This window comes from Hyphomicrobium sp. (genome assembly GCF_035572195.1).
In the GTDB taxonomy this organism is placed as follows: domain Bacteria; phylum Pseudomonadota; class Alphaproteobacteria; order Rhizobiales; family Hyphomicrobiaceae; genus Hyphomicrobium_B.
Genome location: NZ_DATNBA010000138.1, coordinates 42948 through 58765, shown reverse-complemented (window position 1 = coordinate 58765; position 15818 = coordinate 42948). Strand labels below are relative to the sequence as shown.

Genomic DNA, 15818 nt, shown 5'->3' with positions numbered 1-15818 from the left:
GTGGATGCCTCTCTCGCAGGCGCTTTCAAGAAGCTGAATGTGGCGGACTATCGGATATACGAACATGCCCTCTGCACATTCGCGCGGCAACGTCACATGTATCGTAGAGATCTAGAAACCGTCGATTCCGAGAACGGCAGAAGCACCTCTTGAACAGAGTTTCCGCCGGTTTTAGGGACGTGAATGTAAATCCAGTTATGGGGAGTCGATAGCATTTTACTTTGCCGCCGCGACGTAATCGACGAAGCGAAGGGTGCTCTCGAAGGCCTTCATAATCCTATCTTTCTGAGCAGCGTTACGCATGACAGTCGCAAACTCAGGAACCCTGTGTCGAAAACCGGCCTTCTCGAAGACAGTGAGCTCAGCCCCAGAAACGCCGATTTCGGCGCAGACGTCTTTGATTGACTGCGCTAGCTCTTCGTACTTGTAGATTCGGTCAACGAGTAAGTTCCCGCCCTCATCCGTGTAAATCGGTGAATTGTTCGGGAAGACTCCGCGTTCTAAATAATCTTCCCACGTCTTCGGATTGCCTTCGGCTTGATGACCGGGAGAATTCAGCAGCATGGCAAAATGCGACAGACACTTGTCAATCGGATGTCGCTCAAAGCAGAATTTGAAAAATGTCGAGAACTGTTCTGGCTCCAACGCTTGCCTAATCTCGACGGCGGGCATGTGATTGTAGAAGGTGGTCGCGCCTTGTGAGGTGAAGTTGCAAGGAACGTGGCTTGGATTTGCAGGAAATATCGGAGTTACAATGTCGGCGCCGGAGCAATATTGAGACAGAAAAACCTCAATTGAAGTTCCGGCGGTCTTCGCCGTCTTTACGAAGATAAACTTCTTTGAGAACGATACTATCGCCACGGTGAACCCCATCTCCCAGAATTCGTCTGCTACCACCAGACGCCGCACGCGTCTACGCGTACTGCCCTCCCGTCGCGGTTGAGCCCGCCGAGTTGCCTGGAAAATAATTCGCACTCCCGCTGCTAAACGAATTGACAACGCCATTGAGCGTTGCTGAGTAGCGAACGCCCGTCGCACTCCCGCTGAATGTTACTAAGCCCGCGGAACATTGGACCGCGCCGATAGTCGTCACAGCCGCGAACGCTGAGGAGAACGCCGGGGTTCCCACAAGAGTAATTGTCAGAGAATTTGTAACAGCATTGATGTTTCCGAAGGTATTGGCAATAAAGTGCCTTACCGCGCCACCTGTTATAGAATAGTCGCCTTCGATATTAATTGAGCCGCCCAACGACACACGTAACTGATCCGACAAACCAGAACCTAGAACGATTTTTCTTATCCAGATGACGGAGGTCCCATCGACGTATATTCCATGATTGGTCGCCGTTGACTGCAACGTGACGCCGCGAACGCGATAAGTGGTTTTGAGTGACGGGAATGCGAGCAAACCAGCCGCCGAACCAAGTGCCGTGGAACTTGTGATTACGACATTGCCGGGGGTCGTTTCATTGCCGACAAGCCAAATCTCGCCTGCGCCCACGGCAGACTTACCGAGGATCGGCGAGATTATCGTGTAGGTGCCGTCAGCGATCGAAATCGTGACGTTGTAAATCGAAATATCGAGCGTGGCGGCGGTATCGATTGCCTTTTGTATCGTCAGAAATGCGCCGCCCGATGTGTTCGTGAGCCCGTTGTTACTGTCGCTTCCGTCGGTACGGACGTAGTAGGTGCGGTTTGCCGTCAGCAGTTCGCGAGCCGCGCCCGCAGCGGGGAACGATACTTTACCCGTCGTGCGATCGATCCGGATGCTGTCGAACCATGCGGAGCCGTCGGGGCTCACCTTGAAATGAAAGTCGTCGTCGCCGGTCAGGCCGATTTCGGCGCGGCCAGAGAAGCCGTCCTGAAACAGGAATGACGCTGTATCCGACCCCGAGTTCTTGTTGATCTTAACCTGGTGGCCGTTGCCGTCGTGATTGAACAGCGAAGCTGGGCTCGACACCGCAAGCCTGTTGGTCGTATCGGCGGCCGAGTTGACGCCGAGAGTGACCGGATCAATCGGGGTATAGCGGGCATCGCCTCGACCCTCGGTGAGATACTGCAGGTGATCGTCGTCCGCTAGACCCGTCAACATGCCATGATCCGTGACGCCACCTCCGCCGCCTCCACCGCCCGTCGTGACCGGCGACCAAGTCGCAGAATCGTAGACGATCAGGATGTTCTCGCTGGCGACCCAAGCGATCCAGCCATCCTTCGGCGCGTAGAAGGACCAGCCGCCGTCCTGGAAGGCTGCGATCTTATCGCTCTCGCCCGCCCACGCACCGCTAGCGCCGGCTGCAACCACGTACCGGCTGCCTTCTACGGGGGAAGCCGGCGGACCCGTCAGAACCCGGCTTTCAACCGAGAGCTGCACCAGGCAATCGAGGGCGCGGATGGCTTCATTGTGCGTGACATGCTTCTGGGCCTGGGAAGCAAGAATGTAGGGCAGTGAGAGGTTCGCCGTTTCGTTCATGCGTACGCAAAATCCTGATCGAACCTCCCTCCGCCTAAGATAAAGCGGCTGCGACCTGCGGGGATAAGTTTTTTGCGATCGGTTTCTGTGCGGCCGTTCACCCACTCAAAACCGCGACAGTGAGACCACATGCCGCCGCCGTGACCCGGCCTCTGATTGACAGCGCCGGTGGAGCGGCTAAACCGCGAGAAGGACTTCAGTTCTTTGCCCACCACGTATCTGACCGCCTGCGAACGCGGGCTGGCGAGGATCAGCACTATGAAATTTCTGGTTACGGGAGCCGCCGGCTTCATCGGCTTTCATACGGCTGTGCGCCTGCTCGATCGCGGCGAAACCGTCGTCGGCGTCGATAACCTCAATGGCTACTACGACCCGAGCCTCAAAGAAGCGCGGCTAGCAATCCTTCAAGGCCGGAAAGGCTTCACGTTTTATCGCCAGGACATTGCCGACCGCGGCGCGATGGCGAAACTGTTCAACTCGGAGCGCCCGGACAAAGTCATCCACCTCGCGGCGCAGGCGGGCGTTCGTCCCGGTAGCGCCGACGCCAACGCCTATATCGATTCCAACATCGTCGGGACGCAGAACGTCCTCGAAGGCTGCCGCCACACGAACGTGCAGCATCTCGTGCTGGCGTCATCGAGTTCGGTCTACGGCGCCAATACCGCCATGCCGTTCAGCGTGCACGACAATGTCGACCACCCCTTGAGCCTCTACGGCGCGACGAAGAAATCGAACGAACTCGCTGCACACGCTTACGCGCATCTCTATGGGCTTCCGGTGACGGGCCTGCGCTTCTTCACCGTCTACGGACCGTGGGGCCGGCCGGACATGGCGCTCTTTCGCTTCACCCAGAAAATTCTCGCAGGCGAGCCGATCGAGGTTTTCAACCACGGCCATCATGCGCGCGATTTTACTTACATCGACGACATCGTCGACGGCGTATTGCGCACGGCGGACAAGATAGCCGAACCCAATCAGAACTGGAACGGCGACGCGCCCGACCCGGCAACGTCGTCGGCTCCCTACCGGCTTTACAATATCGGCAACAACAATCCGGTCGAGCTGATGGATTTCATCGCCGCGATCGAGACGGCGCTCGGCCGTGAAGCCAAGAAAGTCTTTCTGCCGATGCAGCCGGGCGACGTGCCGAAGACGTTCGCTAACATCGATGATCTCGTTCACAACGTCGGCTTCAGGCCTTCGACGCCGCTGACCGAGGGCATCGAACGCTTCGTCGCCTGGTATCGGTCCTACTACAAGTAAAGCTGACGCGTGACTTCAAGTGCCGCGCGGCTTGGCCCGTGTCGTCGGCGCGGCATGAGCCGGGTCGTCCGGCCAAACGTGCTTTGGATATTGGCCGCGCATATCGGATCGAACCGCCGCCCAGGACCCGGACCAGAAGCCCGGCAGATCGCGCGTAATCTGAATGGGCCGATGCGACGGCGACAAAAGATAGAGCGTCAGCGGGAGACGCCCGCGCGCGATGGCCGGGTGCTGTTTCAAACCGTAAAGTTCTTGGACGCGAATGTGCAGCGCCGGCGCGCCGGCTCCCTCGTAGTCGAGCGCGAACCGGTTGCCGGTCGGCGCTTCGAAGTGCGTCGGAGCCTCGGCGTCGAGCCGTTGCCGCATCGGCCAAGTCAGAAGGCCATTCAGTGCTTGGTCGAGCACGGCTGCGTCGACGTCGGAGAGGCGTGTCTTACCGGCAAGATAAGGGCCGAGCCATTGATCGAGGCTTGCCGTCAATGCCCGATCCGAAAGGTCGGGCCATTCGCTGTCGCCGGCACTGAGAAACGCAACGCGGTTGCGGAGCTGAAGTTGGGTCTTTGACCACGGCAAGGCGTTGGCTCCAAGCGCCGCAATACCGCGGACAAGAACCGCTGAGACGTCTTCGCCGGTGCGAAGCCGCCGCGCTTCGCTCGAGAGCGCGATGGCCCCGAGCCGGCGCACCCGGCGCGCCCTGACCGCACGCGCTTCGGCATCGAAGAGCACCTCATCGCTCGTCTCGATACGATCGGCGGCGAAGGTTGCGATCTCCGCTTCATCTGTCCCGATGGCGAGTACGATCCGCGTCGCGGCCGCCCGTCCCTGAAGTTCCGCGACGACCAGATACGGCGCCGCGGCGAGAGGATGAGCCAAATCGAGAATGCCCGCGCGCCCGTTGGCTAAAAGAAAGCTGCCGCGCTTGCCGCGATTCTTCGCAATACGCTCCGGATAAGCCAGCGCCAGCAGCGCGGCGGGCGACGCGGGGGTGGCATCGCTTTCGACTGGCGTTGCGGCGGCGCGGGCCCACTGCCGTGACAGCGCGCGCATGTTTTCCGCGCGTCGTGAGCGATCGCGGCGGAAGTTTTCTAGCCGAACGCCAAGGTCGGCATCGTTGCCTCCGATACCTCGCTCGACGAGGATGGCCGCAAGATCGGCTGCCGTCGCGGCCGCACCCTGCTCGCCGGACTTGAGCACCATTCGGGCCAGCCTTGGCGGCAGCGGCAAAGCTCTGAGGCGGCGGCCTTCCTCGGTGATGCGCCCCGCGTCGTCGAGCGCGCCGATGTCCTGAAGGCCCGAACGTGCCGCGGCAAGAACGCCCTCCGCCGGCGGATCGAGCCATGCGAGCGAACGCGGGTCGTTGGTTCCCCACTCGGCGCAATCGAGCAAAAGCCCCGACAAATCCGCCGACCTGATCTCGGGCTCGGCGAACGGCACGAGACCCTGCGTCTCGGGCTCGTCCCAAAGCCGGTAGCAGACGCCAGGCTCTGTCCTGCCGGCACGGCCCCGCCGCTGATCAGCCGAAGCGCGCGAAACACGGACCGTCTCCAGCCGCGTAATGCCGACGTCCGGTTCGAAGCGCGGTACGCGCGCGAGGCCGCTGTCGATCACGACGCGAACGCCTTCAATGGTGATCGAGGTCTCGGCGATCGACGTCGCAAGAACGATTTTGCGGCGTCCGGTTTCAGCCGCGGCGATGGCGCGGTCCTGCACCGTGGGATCGAGAGCGCCATAAAGCGGCACGACGTCGATCGACGGCGAAAGTGACTGCTCGGACAGGCGTTCCGCAACGCGATTGATCTCGCCCTGTCCGGGCAGGAAGACGAGTATCGAACCCGTCTCATGCGCGACGGCGCGCCGGATCGTGTCGACGATATCGTCCTCGATGCGCTGACCGCGCCGGCCCGCATAGCGCGTCTCAATGGGGAAGGCGCGGCCTTCGCTCACCACCACCGGCGCGTCGCCGAGCAGCTTTGCAACCCGCGCCGCTTCCAGCGTCGCCGACATCACGAGAATTTTGAGATCTGGGCGCAGCGCGGCGCGCGTGTCGAGCGCCAGCGCCAAGCCGAGGTCGGCGTCGAGGGAGCGCTCGTGAAATTCATCGAAGAGAACCGCCGCGACGCCTTTCAGCTCGGGATCGTCAAGAATCATTCGCGTGAATACGCCTTCGGTAATGACTTCGACGGCGACGCGCGCACTGGTCTTCGACGACAGCCGGGCTCTGAGACCAATGTCGTCGCCGAGGCGGCTGCCGAGCGTGGCAGCCATTCGCTCGGCCGCGGCACGCGCCGCAATTCTACGCGGCTCCAAAACCAGAATTTTTTGCTTCCCCCGCCACGGCTCATCGAGAAGTGCGAGGGGCACGCGCGTCGTCTTGCCAGCTCCGGGCGCCGCGACGAGGACGGCTGCTCCATTGGCGCGGAGCACGCCGCGCACGTCATCGAGCACGGCATCGATCGGCAACGGCGCTGAAAAGCTAGGTCGGTTCATGGCGTCTCGAAATGCGCGCCGGCGAATTTCAAGGCCGGGCGGTGCTCACCCAGCTTTTGCCGCCTTGCGAATGGCGCCGATATTGGCCGCGTAGCTGGCTTCGGTTCCACCTTTGAACACGGCCGATCCGGCGACGAGAACGTTGGCTCCGGCTTTGACGACGAGCGGCGCGGTCTCGGGTGTCACCCCGCCATCGACTTCGATATCGATTGGGCGCGCACCGACGAGCGCCTTCACCTGGTGGATTTTTTCGAGCATGACCGAGATGAATGATTGGCCGCCGAATCCGGGATTGACCGTCATCAGCAGAATGAGATCGACGCGATCCAGCACATGCTCGATGGCACTGGCGGGCGTTGACGGATTGAGCGAGACGCCGGCTTTCTTGCCCAGCGCACGAATGGCCTGCAGCGAGCGATCGAGGTGTGGACCGGCTTCGGCGTGTACGGTGATGATGTCGGAACCGGCCGCCGCAAAGTCCGCCAGGAAAGGATCGGCCGGCGCGATCATCAGATGCACGTCGAAGATCTTCTTTGAGGCGCCGCGCACGGATTTGATAACGGGCGCCCCGAACGTGATGTTCGGCACGAAATGCCCATCCATCACATCGCAGTGGATCCAATCGGCCCCGGCGGCGTCGACCGCGCGGATTTCGTCGGCGAGCTTGCCGAAATCGGCAGACAGGATCGATGGAGCGATCAGCAATGGGCGCGTCACGGGCAAACCTTTCAACCTTACTTCGAGAGCGTCACGTCACGAGACGCGGCGGCGGCGTTCGACGAGCTGCAGAATGAGTGGCGTCAAGATCAGCTGCATCGCAAGATCGAGCTTGCTGCCGGGGATCACGATCGAATTGGCACGCGACATAAAGCTGTCGGGGAGCATCGACAAGAGATAAGCGAAATCGATGCCACGCGGCTCCTTGAAACGGATGATAACCATGGATTCGTCCGGTGTCGGAATCCAGCGAGCAACGAAGGGGTTCGACGTATCGACCGTCGGAATTCTCTGGAAGTTGATGTCGGTTTGGGTGAACTGCGGACAGATGTACTTAACATAGTCCGGCATGCGCCTCAAAATCGCTTCCGTCACTTCTTCCGTCGTGTAGCCGCGCTCGGTACGATCCCGCTGGATTTTTTGAATCCACTCGAGATTGATGACCGGCACCACGCCGATTTTCAGATCAGCGTGCTGGGCGATGTTGGTATCGCCGGTCACGACGGCGCCGTGCAGGCCCTCATAAAGCAGAAGATCGGTTTCCGGTTCGATTTCGGTCCACGGCGTGAAGGAGCCGATCGCGGCACCGATGGCGCGCGCCTCCTCGACATCGTGGACATAGAGGCGCGTCATTCCCGTGCCGTTTTCGGCATAGGTGCGGAAAAGCTTCTCGAGTTCATCGAGCATATTGGCATCGGCGCCGAAGTGACTGAAATTCAGATTGCCGCGTTTGGCCGCCAGCTCCATGGCCTTTTCCATGCCGCAGCGATCGTAGCGATGGAACGCATCGCCCTGCACGAACGCGGCCCTAACGTGCTCGCGCCGGAAAATCTGATCGAAGGTCTGACGGACAGACGTTGTGCCTGAGCCTGACGAGCCGGTGACGGAAATGATTGGATGCTTGATCGACATCGAACTTGGCTCAATACCTCTCTGCTGGGGACACGGAACTGGCGATCATGGGAGCGCCCGGAACAAGCCGCGGCGGCCGAACAACGGTGAGCGTTCGCCCTTGAATTCCTGACCACTGTAGATGCGCATGACGCGATCGACTTCCTCGCGCGAGCCGCATATCAACGGTGTTTTCTGGTGCAAAGCGACCGGCACAACGTCGAGCACGCGTTCCTTTCCGGCCGATGCGCGCCCGCCTGCCTGCTCGATGATCCAGCTCAATGGATTGGCTTCATAGATCAGCCGAATGCGTCCCTGCTGAAAACCTTTGCGCCGGTCACCCGGGTAGAGATAGATGCCGCCGCGACTGAGGATGCGATAGATGTCGGCGACGGGCGAACCCGTCCATCGCATGTTGAAGTCCCGCCCGCGCGGACCGTTGGCGCCGTTCTCGCAGTCGTGGATGTAGATGCGGATGGGCTCGTCCCAATGCCGGGCGTTGGACGAGTTGATCGCGTACTCGTTGGTCTCGGGCGGCACGGCAACGCTGCGCGCCGTCATGTGGTAGGTGCGCGTCGCCTTATCGAGGGTGAACACGTGCGTGCCAGTGCCGACTGTCAACACCAGCACCGTTTGCGGCCCATAAACGAAGAAGCCTGCCGCAAGCTGGTGAGAGCCGGGGCGAAGAAACGCGGCTTCGCCAGAGGACGTCGGATGGCTCGGCAAGATCGAGAAGATCGTACCGACCGAGACGTTGGCGTCGACGTTCGAGGATCCGTCGAACGGATCGATCGCAACCAGCAACGGCGCGTCGGCTTGCAAAGCTCTCGGCAGTAATTCTTCTTCCGATGCCAAAGCTGCGACCGGCGCCGATTTCAGCGCCTCGGCGATCATGTTGTTGGCCACAACGTCGATTTCTTTTTGCTCGTCGCTTTCTCCGGCCCGCGCGACGACCCGGCCCAGTTTGCCACCGAGCGCGCCGCGCCCGACAAACTCGGAAAGTCTGGTACTTGTCTCCGCCAGTGCGAGGACCGTTTCCGCAACCGCGCCGCGCGTGCGGCCCTCCAGCGTCCAGTCCGTCAAAAACTCTTTAAGCGTCGCGAGACCCATTACACCCTTCCACCGGCCAACCGGCGCCGTGCGTCAGTCCGTCTATCTAAGCCTACTTAAGTCGGATAAGCGAGCCGGCAGCGCCACGCTCGTGCGCTATGCATAGACAAGTCTGTCGCGCATTTTGCTGGACTGCAACATAGCCGGCGGCGACGCCGAGAGGCAGGACCGGAAGTCCTGACCATTTTTATCACCAACGGCGAAATCGGCCGCTTCGCCCCCGACGGATGGGTCATTGCTCCAGACTAGACCTTGAATTCCTCGATTTTCGAGACCGCTTGCCTCAGCGCCTCGGACCAAGCTGACGAGAGATTGCGGAAATACTCGTCATCAGCGCCGACCCGCTTGCCGCGCGTGACGTTGAAAGAGTCACGCTCATAGATCAGCACGTCGATCGGCATGCCGACGGAGAGGTTCGATCGCAGCGTCGAGTCGAACGACAGCAGCATCAGCTTGGCCGCTTCGCCAAGGCGCATGTCGGCGCGCGCCACACGATCGAGGATCGGCTTGCCGTACTTGTGTTCGCCAATTTGCAAAAACGGCGTGTCGTCGGTTGCCTCGATGAAGTTGCCCTCCGGATAGATCTGGAACAGGCGCGGGCGCTCGCCCTTGATCTGACCGCCGAAGATGAAGCTCGCCGAAAATCCGAGCTTGCTGGCTTCGAGCGCCGCTCCGTCGATGCGCCGACCCTCGCGGAGCGCATCACCCACCACACGCGCCGCACGATACATATTCGGAGCATTGAGAAGTGTGGCGACGCCTTCGCTAGGCTCCGCCGCCATGGCCTCATCGAGCAGGCTGACAACAGATTGCGTCAGCGCGAGATTGCCGGAGCCCAAGAGCACGAGGACGCGATCGCCCTCGATGCACCAGAGCTGCAGCTTGCGGTACTGCGCAATATTGTCGATGCCGGCATTGGTGCGCGTGTCTGCCGCGAACACCAAGCCGTGCTCGAGCCTGAGCGCCACGGCATAGGTCATTCTTCTTTCGTCCTCGGTAAGGCAGGCGCCCTAGAACAAGCCTTGAATCTGGCCCTTGTCGTCCAGGTGGATCGAGTCAGCAGATGGCACGCGCGGCAAGCCCGGCATCGTCATGATCTCGCCCGTGACGACAACGATGAACTCGGCGCCGGCCGACAGCCGCAACTCGCGGATGGGCACGATGTGACCCGTCGGCGCGCCGCGCTTCGTCGGGTCGGTCGTGAACGAATACTGCGTCTTCGCCATGCAAACGGGAAAATGGCCGAAGCCGGCGGCTTCGAAATCCCTGAACTGGCTTTCGACGGTGGCATCGCAAGAGATATCCGCGGCGCGGTAGATTTCCTGTGCGATCGTCTTCACTTTGTCACGCAGCTTCATGTCGTCGGGATAAAGCGGTTTGAAGTTCGCCTTACCCTCATCGATGACCTTGACGACGTGGTGGGCGAGTTGCTCGGTGCCTTTGCCACCGTCGGACCAGTGCGTGCACAGGAACGCCTTTGTTCCCATGCTCTCGGCGGCCTTTTGGACTTCCGCGACTTCCGCGTCTGTGTCGGTGATGAATTTGTTGACCGCGACGACAGCCGGAACGCCGAACTTGTTGACGTTCTCGATGTGACGCTTCAGGTTGTCGCAACCTTTTGCAACAGCGGCCGCGTTCTCAGCCTTCAGATCATCCTTGGCGACACCGCCGTGCATCTTCAGAGCGCGGACCGTCGCAACGATGACGACGGCGGATGGTGCGATGCCGGCCTTGCGACACTTGATGTCGAAGAATTTCTCGGCCCCGAGGTCGGCACCAAAACCGGCTTCGGTCACCACGTAATCGGCAAGCTTCAGAGCCGTTTTCGTCGCCAGCACCGAATTGCAACCATGCGCGATGTTGGCAAACGGCCCGCCGTGAACGAAGACGGGGTTGTTCTCGAGCGTCTGCACGAGGTTCGGCGCCAGCGCATCCTTCAGCAGAACCGTCATGGCGCCGTCACCTTTCAACTCGCGGGCGCGGACCGGTTTCTTGTCTCGCGTATAGGCGACGATGATATTGCCGAGGCGGTTCTCGAGATCCTTCAAATCCTTCGACAGACAGAAAATGGCCATCACTTCCGAGGCAACCGTGATGTCGAAGCCGTCCTGGCGCGGAAAGCCGTTCGAGACGCCGCCGAGCGAGTTCACGATCGAGCGGAGCGCGCGATCGTTGACGTCGAGCACGCGCTTCCAGGTGACGCGGCGCTCGTCGATGCCAAGGGCATTGCCCCAGTAGATATGATTGTCGATCAGCGCCGACAGCAAATTGTGGGCGCTCGTTATGGCGTGAAAGTCGCCGGTGAAGTGCAGGTTGATATCTTCCATCGGCACAACCTGGGCGTAGCCGCCGCCCGCCGCGCCGCCTTTGCTGCCGAAGCAGGGGCCGAGCGACGGTTCACGAAGTGCGATGATGGCGCGCTTGCCGATGCGGTTCAGGCCGTCGCCGAGGCCGACCGAAGTCGTCGTCTTGCCTTCGCCGGCCGGCGTTGGGCTGATGGCCGTAACGAGGATCAGCTTGCCGTCCTTGTTTCCCTGGATCTGGTTAATGTAGTCGAAGGTAAGCTTGGCCTTGGTCCAACCGTAGGGGACGAGCGCCTGAGCCGGCACGCCCATTTTGGCTGCCACATCAGCGATCGGCTTTAATTTTGCTTCGCGCGCAATTTCGATGTCAGACTTCACGGCCACAGGTATTTTCCTCCAGGGGATTGCAGTTGGCGGGCGGACGAGCCGGGGCGGCGGGATATTGGACTGTCGTGAGGGGCGCGCCAAGCACCTGCGCCAAAAAATCCGACGCCAGAGCGATCTGGCAGGAACGGTGGCACGGGAAGGGAGTTGCCTCTGCCCTGGGGCGATGAGCTGGAAACTCTCGATGCAGCCCGGAACAGACCCGCGAATGGCGGAAACGCGGCAACCGGACTTGCGCGGCCATTGATGGGGATGGCAAGTTAAAGCATTCGATTGCCACTTTGGCCCGCCTTCTAGCACTTGCCCGAGGAGGACTTCGTCCCATTGGCGGATGACCTAATCCCTGAGAACCTCCGTGACTTCATCCTCAGGCATATCGATTCGATTGCTCAGCTCGAGGCACTGCTGTTGCTCCGCCGAAATCCCGAAGAGACTTGGACGGCCGAGGCCGCCGCGAAGCGGTTGTATATCAGCGAAGCCGATGCCGCGAATGTGCTTGATCGTCTCTGCACCGACGGACTCCTCCACTGCAACGACCATCTCTACCGCTTCGCGGGACAGTCCGACGAGCAGCGCCAGATGGTCGACCGTCTCGCCGACACCTATTCTCGCCATCTCATTCAGGTGACGAACTTGATCCATACAAAGCCGCGCCGGCTCCGAGAATTTGCCGATGCCTTCAAAATTCGGAAGGAGCGCTCGTGATGGCTGCGATCATTTATGGCTTATGTGCCCTGACCGCGCTGACTTGCGCCTACCTTCTGCTGCAAGGCTACCGCCGCGGCGGATACCGGCTCCTGCTGTGGAGCGGACTTTGCTTTGTTGGACTGACGATCAACAATTTGCTGTTGGTCGTCGACAAGCTGATCCTTCCCGCCGATATCGACTTATCGCTCTGGCGCAACGCCACCGTGCTCCTGTCGATGGCGGTTCTCCTTTATGGTCTCATATGGGATACGGAATGACGACAGAGCTCAATCCGGTGATGCTTGGCGCGGCCGCAACGGCATCGCTTGTTGCGGCACTCTTCTTCCTGCGCTTCTGGCGACAGTCACGCGACAGTTTGTTTCTTTGGTTTTCCGTGGCATTCGCGATGGACGCGCTGACGCGTCTTGCCCTTAGCCTCGGCCATATCTCCGATGAACACCAGCCGTTCTTCTATCTTGCGCGGCTTGCGACATTCATCGTGATTATCTTCGCCATTGCGCAAAAGAACTGGCCTCGCAAGCTCGACAAATGAGACGCGGCGTTTTCGCTGGTGTCGCAGAGCTAGGCTTGCCCGCAAAAAAAAGCAGCGGGTTTGCGGACCCGCTGCTTCGGTGCAATTGAAATGGGTTGAGCTTACTTTTTCACGCAAGACTTCGTCGTCTTGTCCCACTTCATGTCTTTCGCTTTCTTGCAATCTGCTTTCGTCTTCGGAGCATCGGCGGCAACAGCCACGATCGGAGCCGCGACGGACAACATGAAGCCGGCGAGCAGTGCGCCACTGAGAATCTTGGAAATCATATGTATTTCTCCTTCGCTTTTCACGGTTATGACAACCGTTGAGCAGGGGTAAATACCTGAAGCCCTTTGCCGGTTTCTGACGGCGGGCATACATTTCCGTAAGCTAGACCGGCTCTCGCCGGATATCCGCCGCGATCAAATTGAGCCTAAGACAATGAACGCCGATTGCTTCACGCAACCGGTCTGACGACGAGCACGGTGGCGTTGTCCTGATAGGGTTCGCGCAGTGCTTCGATCGCACGAATAATGGCGTTGGCGACCGCGGCCGCGCCGTCCGTCGCATAGCCTTGGATTACGCGAGCCAGTTCGGCCGGCTCCAGCGTCGCGATGCCGTCGCTAGCGAGCACCACGTAGTCACCGGCTTCGAGCGCCAGCGGCTGGCGCGAGACATCGATGAGGTCGATCTCTTCTCCGGTCACGGCCGAACGCAGCATGTGACGGCGCGGATCGCGACGCGCTTCCTTTTCTGTCAGCCGCCCTTCCGCAACGAGACGGTCGAGTTCGGGAGCAAGTGAGTGGTCTTCGTTCAGCACGGCGACCTCACCGCGACGAAAGAGAAACAGCGGACTGTCGCCGACGCTGACCCATTCCACGCCGCTTGCGCCGAAGGCCGTGCCGACCAGCGTCGACCCCATGCCGGCGAGCAGCGGGCTTTCCTCGATCTTCGCGGCGATGGCGCCGTTCGCTGCACGTAACGCAGCCATTAAACGGTCGGTGACGGAGCCCGAATGATCGGCGGCGGACTTGAGAAAATTCTCACACACCATGCGGCTTGCAACGGCGCCGCCGGCGTGACCGCCCATGCCATCCGCGAGAACGGCAAAGCCGCCCTGATCATAGCTCGGACCGTCGCTCGACAAACGCACGGCCTCGCCGCCATCCGGCCAGAAGGCAGCGGTGTCTTCCTGATAGTCGCGGGCTCCGCGCGTTGCGGCGACAGCATGCTCGAACGGCGGCATTCGATCCTTAGGTTTCGGATATCTCGGACCAGTCGAAGTCGGCCCCGCAGAACGGCAGGAACGCGACCTGCGTGCGTCCGATCGTGATGACGTCCATCGGCTGCAACGGCACAGGACCCGTCGGGCGCTTGTCGTTCACGGAGACGACGTTGGTTTTAGCAAGGTTTGGTACAAAGAGGAAAGACCGATCATTCGAATCGTAGCGAATGTAGGCCTGAGCCTCGTTTGAGATCGCGTCATCGCCGAAATCGAGCGGGATGCGATTTTCAGTTGACCGGCCAACGGTGTTATTGCCTTCGAAGATCGGGCGGAATGACCCGAGACCAGGGCCGCCGACAAGGACCAGGAAGCCGACCGCGGGGTCGCGTTCAAAGGCACTATGCGCGATTTTTTGCCGTCCTCGTACCAGCACCGTGCGAGGCGGGGCTTCAGCCTCTTCGAGCTTTTCAACCTTTTTACCGGCCGGGCGGACGACACGGGTCGTCGGTGGGGAGTCGAGTTCGACAACAGCGGACGGCTGGGCATTTTCAATTTTCGGCGCCGGTTCAAGGCGCGCCAAGCGAGCCGCTTCTTCGGCGCTCGGGCTCGCGGGCTTCGCAGGCGCCGGAACGGCAATCTTGTCGTCGCTCGCACCATTGGCCGGCAGGGCTGGCGGCACCGCCGGTGGCACGGCGGTATCTTCGCGGCCGGCGGCCATAAGCGCATCTTTCAGGGAACCAAGAAATTTGTGCGCCTTCATGCCTTTTGCCTCATTGCCGGCAGTCGTCTCGCGCCGCTCGATGGCCATGCTACCGTCTCCTCATGCTTTGAAAGGCACGAGCCACCCCGTGCCGGGAAAAGTGCGATGTCACGCAAACGCATGGATACGAACCTGGGACAAGTGTCGGCAAAGCGGCGCGTCAGGCGAAGCCGTCTCGAAAGCGAAGCCGGCCAGGTCCAAGCTGGATCAGATCGCCGTCGGTGAGGCGGGCCTCGCAGCAGCGCCGGCCGTTGACGATGAGCCCATTGCCTTCGACGCCCGAAAGATCCGTTATGTGCCAGTCGTCATATTCTTCGCGATGGATTGCGGCGTGATAGCGGTGGATTGAACCGTTCGGGATGCGAATGTCGTTATCATCCTCGCGGCCGATGCGCAGCATATCGCGCTGAATGGCACAGCGCATGCCCGTACCGCCGGCCTCGATCTCGACGAACGGGTGACCGCCGCGACCATTCGTTGCTGTTGCGATTTTGGCGTCTAAATCTTTATCGCGCCCCGGCCTATAGCGGCGAGTCGCGTCGCGGGAACGGGTCAGAGGCCGAGTGATTCGCGCCAAGAGGGTAAGCATCGGAAATCCGATTGCGAGAGCGAGACCAAGCATCAGCGCCGGAGCGGCGCGATAGCCTTCGAAAATCGCGGCGGTCGAAATTTTCGTAAGCGTCTCGCTGATCTCTCGTGCACTTACCGTGTCGAAGGCATAAGCCGGAGAAGTCAAGACTGCTACTGCAAGCAGAATCGACGTAATTGCCATCACGTTTGCAAATTTCAGCCGACGCGCGTGCGTCATGATTCGTGTCCCGGTCGCGCTGTTGCGATTTGGCTTATTGATGGCGGCGGTAACATGGCCGGAAAGAGACACATTCGGGATTTATTCATCTTGGGTTCATCGCCCGTCGAGCCGCCACATTCTTCCGGCATGCGGGCAATGCGGAGAATACGAGATTCAGGCTGGCGGGCCGTCAACGGTC

At 60.6% G+C, this 15818-nt stretch carries 16 protein-coding genes; 3 read left to right on the top strand and 13 right to left on the bottom strand.

Features of this window, described 5'->3' with window-relative positions; genetic code table 11:
- Positions 1–216 precede the first annotated feature (216 nt).
- Both VN623_RS12045 and VN623_RS12040 read right to left on the bottom strand, forming a co-directional pair.
- Positions 217–897, bottom strand: coding sequence for a hypothetical protein (locus tag VN623_RS12045; protein ID WP_325571235.1), 681 nt, complete (start codon positions 895–897; stop codon positions 217–219).
- Positions 898–913: 16 nt separating this feature from the next.
- Positions 914–2470 carry a DUF2793 domain-containing protein gene (locus VN623_RS12040; protein ID WP_325571234.1) on the bottom strand — a complete coding sequence of 519 codons (1557 nt, stop codon included), beginning with the start codon at positions 2468–2470 and terminating at the stop codon, positions 914–916.
- A 258-nt stretch (positions 2471–2728) separates the two neighbouring features.
- On the opposite strand from VN623_RS12040, the gene VN623_RS12035 reads away from it, so the two are divergent.
- Positions 2729–3733, top strand: coding sequence for an NAD-dependent epimerase (locus tag VN623_RS12035; protein ID WP_325571233.1), 1005 nt, complete (start codon positions 2729–2731; stop codon positions 3731–3733).
- A 15-nt stretch (positions 3734–3748) separates the two neighbouring features.
- Here the strand turns inward: VN623_RS12035 and hrpB are convergent, their stop codons facing one another.
- The 7 genes from hrpB to VN623_RS12000 all read right to left on the bottom strand — a co-directional run bounded on the left by hrpB (position 3749) and on the right by VN623_RS12000 (position 12267).
- Positions 3749–6220 (bottom strand): ATP-dependent helicase HrpB, encoded by a 2472-nt coding sequence (gene hrpB, locus VN623_RS12030; RefSeq protein ID WP_325571232.1) that lies wholly within the window; start codon positions 6218–6220, stop codon positions 3749–3751.
- A gap of 45 nt (positions 6221–6265) precedes the next feature.
- Positions 6266–6937, bottom strand: a complete 672-nt coding sequence (gene rpe, locus VN623_RS12025; protein WP_325571231.1) for a ribulose-phosphate 3-epimerase — start codon at positions 6935–6937, stop codon at positions 6266–6268.
- 36 nt (positions 6938–6973) lie between these two features.
- Positions 6974–7849: a phosphoribulokinase gene (locus tag VN623_RS12020; RefSeq protein WP_325571230.1), complete on the bottom strand. Its 876-nt coding sequence runs from the start codon at positions 7847–7849 to the stop codon at positions 6974–6976.
- A gap of 45 nt (positions 7850–7894) precedes the next feature.
- Positions 7895–8938, bottom strand: a complete 1044-nt coding sequence (locus VN623_RS12015; RefSeq protein WP_325571229.1) for a class 1 fructose-bisphosphatase — start codon at positions 8936–8938, stop codon at positions 7895–7897.
- 245 nt (positions 8939–9183) lie between these two features.
- Positions 9184–9918 carry a peptidase gene (locus VN623_RS12010; RefSeq protein WP_325571228.1) on the bottom strand — a complete coding sequence of 245 codons (735 nt, stop codon included), beginning with the start codon at positions 9916–9918 and terminating at the stop codon, positions 9184–9186.
- Positions 9919–9948: 30 nt separating this feature from the next.
- The gene (locus tag VN623_RS12005) at positions 9949–11625 is read right to left on the bottom strand and encodes a formate--tetrahydrofolate ligase (protein ID WP_325571227.1); all 1677 of its coding nucleotides are present in this window, start codon (positions 11623–11625) and stop codon (positions 9949–9951) included.
- Positions 11626–11961: 336 nt separating this feature from the next.
- The gene (locus tag VN623_RS12000) at positions 11962–12267 is read right to left on the bottom strand and encodes a hypothetical protein (RefSeq protein ID WP_325571226.1); all 306 of its coding nucleotides are present in this window, start codon (positions 12265–12267) and stop codon (positions 11962–11964) included.
- Positions 12268–12329: 62 nt separating this feature from the next.
- On the opposite strand from VN623_RS12000, the gene VN623_RS11995 reads away from it, so the two are divergent.
- Together VN623_RS11995 and VN623_RS11990 are read left to right on the top strand one after the other, a co-directional pair.
- Positions 12330–12590 (top strand): DUF5985 family protein, encoded by a 261-nt coding sequence (locus VN623_RS11995; protein ID WP_325571225.1) that lies wholly within the window; start codon positions 12330–12332, stop codon positions 12588–12590.
- Positions 12587–12865: a DUF5985 family protein gene (locus tag VN623_RS11990; protein WP_325571224.1), complete on the top strand. Its 279-nt coding sequence runs from the start codon at positions 12587–12589 to the stop codon at positions 12863–12865. Before VN623_RS11995 ends, VN623_RS11990 begins: the two co-directional genes overlap by 4 nt.
- 101 nt (positions 12866–12966) lie before the next feature.
- On the opposite strand, the gene VN623_RS11985 is transcribed toward VN623_RS11990, so the two are convergent.
- The 4 genes from VN623_RS11985 to VN623_RS11970 form a co-directional block, all read right to left on the bottom strand.
- Positions 12967–13131 (bottom strand): hypothetical protein, encoded by a 165-nt coding sequence (locus VN623_RS11985; RefSeq protein ID WP_325571223.1) that lies wholly within the window; start codon positions 13129–13131, stop codon positions 12967–12969.
- A 170-nt stretch (positions 13132–13301) separates the two neighbouring features.
- Positions 13302–14090 (bottom strand): PP2C family protein-serine/threonine phosphatase, encoded by a 789-nt coding sequence (locus VN623_RS11980; protein WP_325571222.1) that lies wholly within the window; start codon positions 14088–14090, stop codon positions 13302–13304.
- A gap of 7 nt (positions 14091–14097) precedes the next feature.
- A complete protein-coding gene (locus VN623_RS11975) occupies positions 14098–14877 on the bottom strand; it encodes an FHA domain-containing protein (protein WP_325571221.1) in 780 nt (259 codons plus the stop codon).
- A 112-nt stretch (positions 14878–14989) separates the two neighbouring features.
- Positions 14990–15637 carry an FHA domain-containing protein gene (locus VN623_RS11970; RefSeq protein ID WP_325571220.1) on the bottom strand — a complete coding sequence of 216 codons (648 nt, stop codon included), beginning with the start codon at positions 15635–15637 and terminating at the stop codon, positions 14990–14992.
- Positions 15638–15818 lie beyond the last annotated feature (181 nt).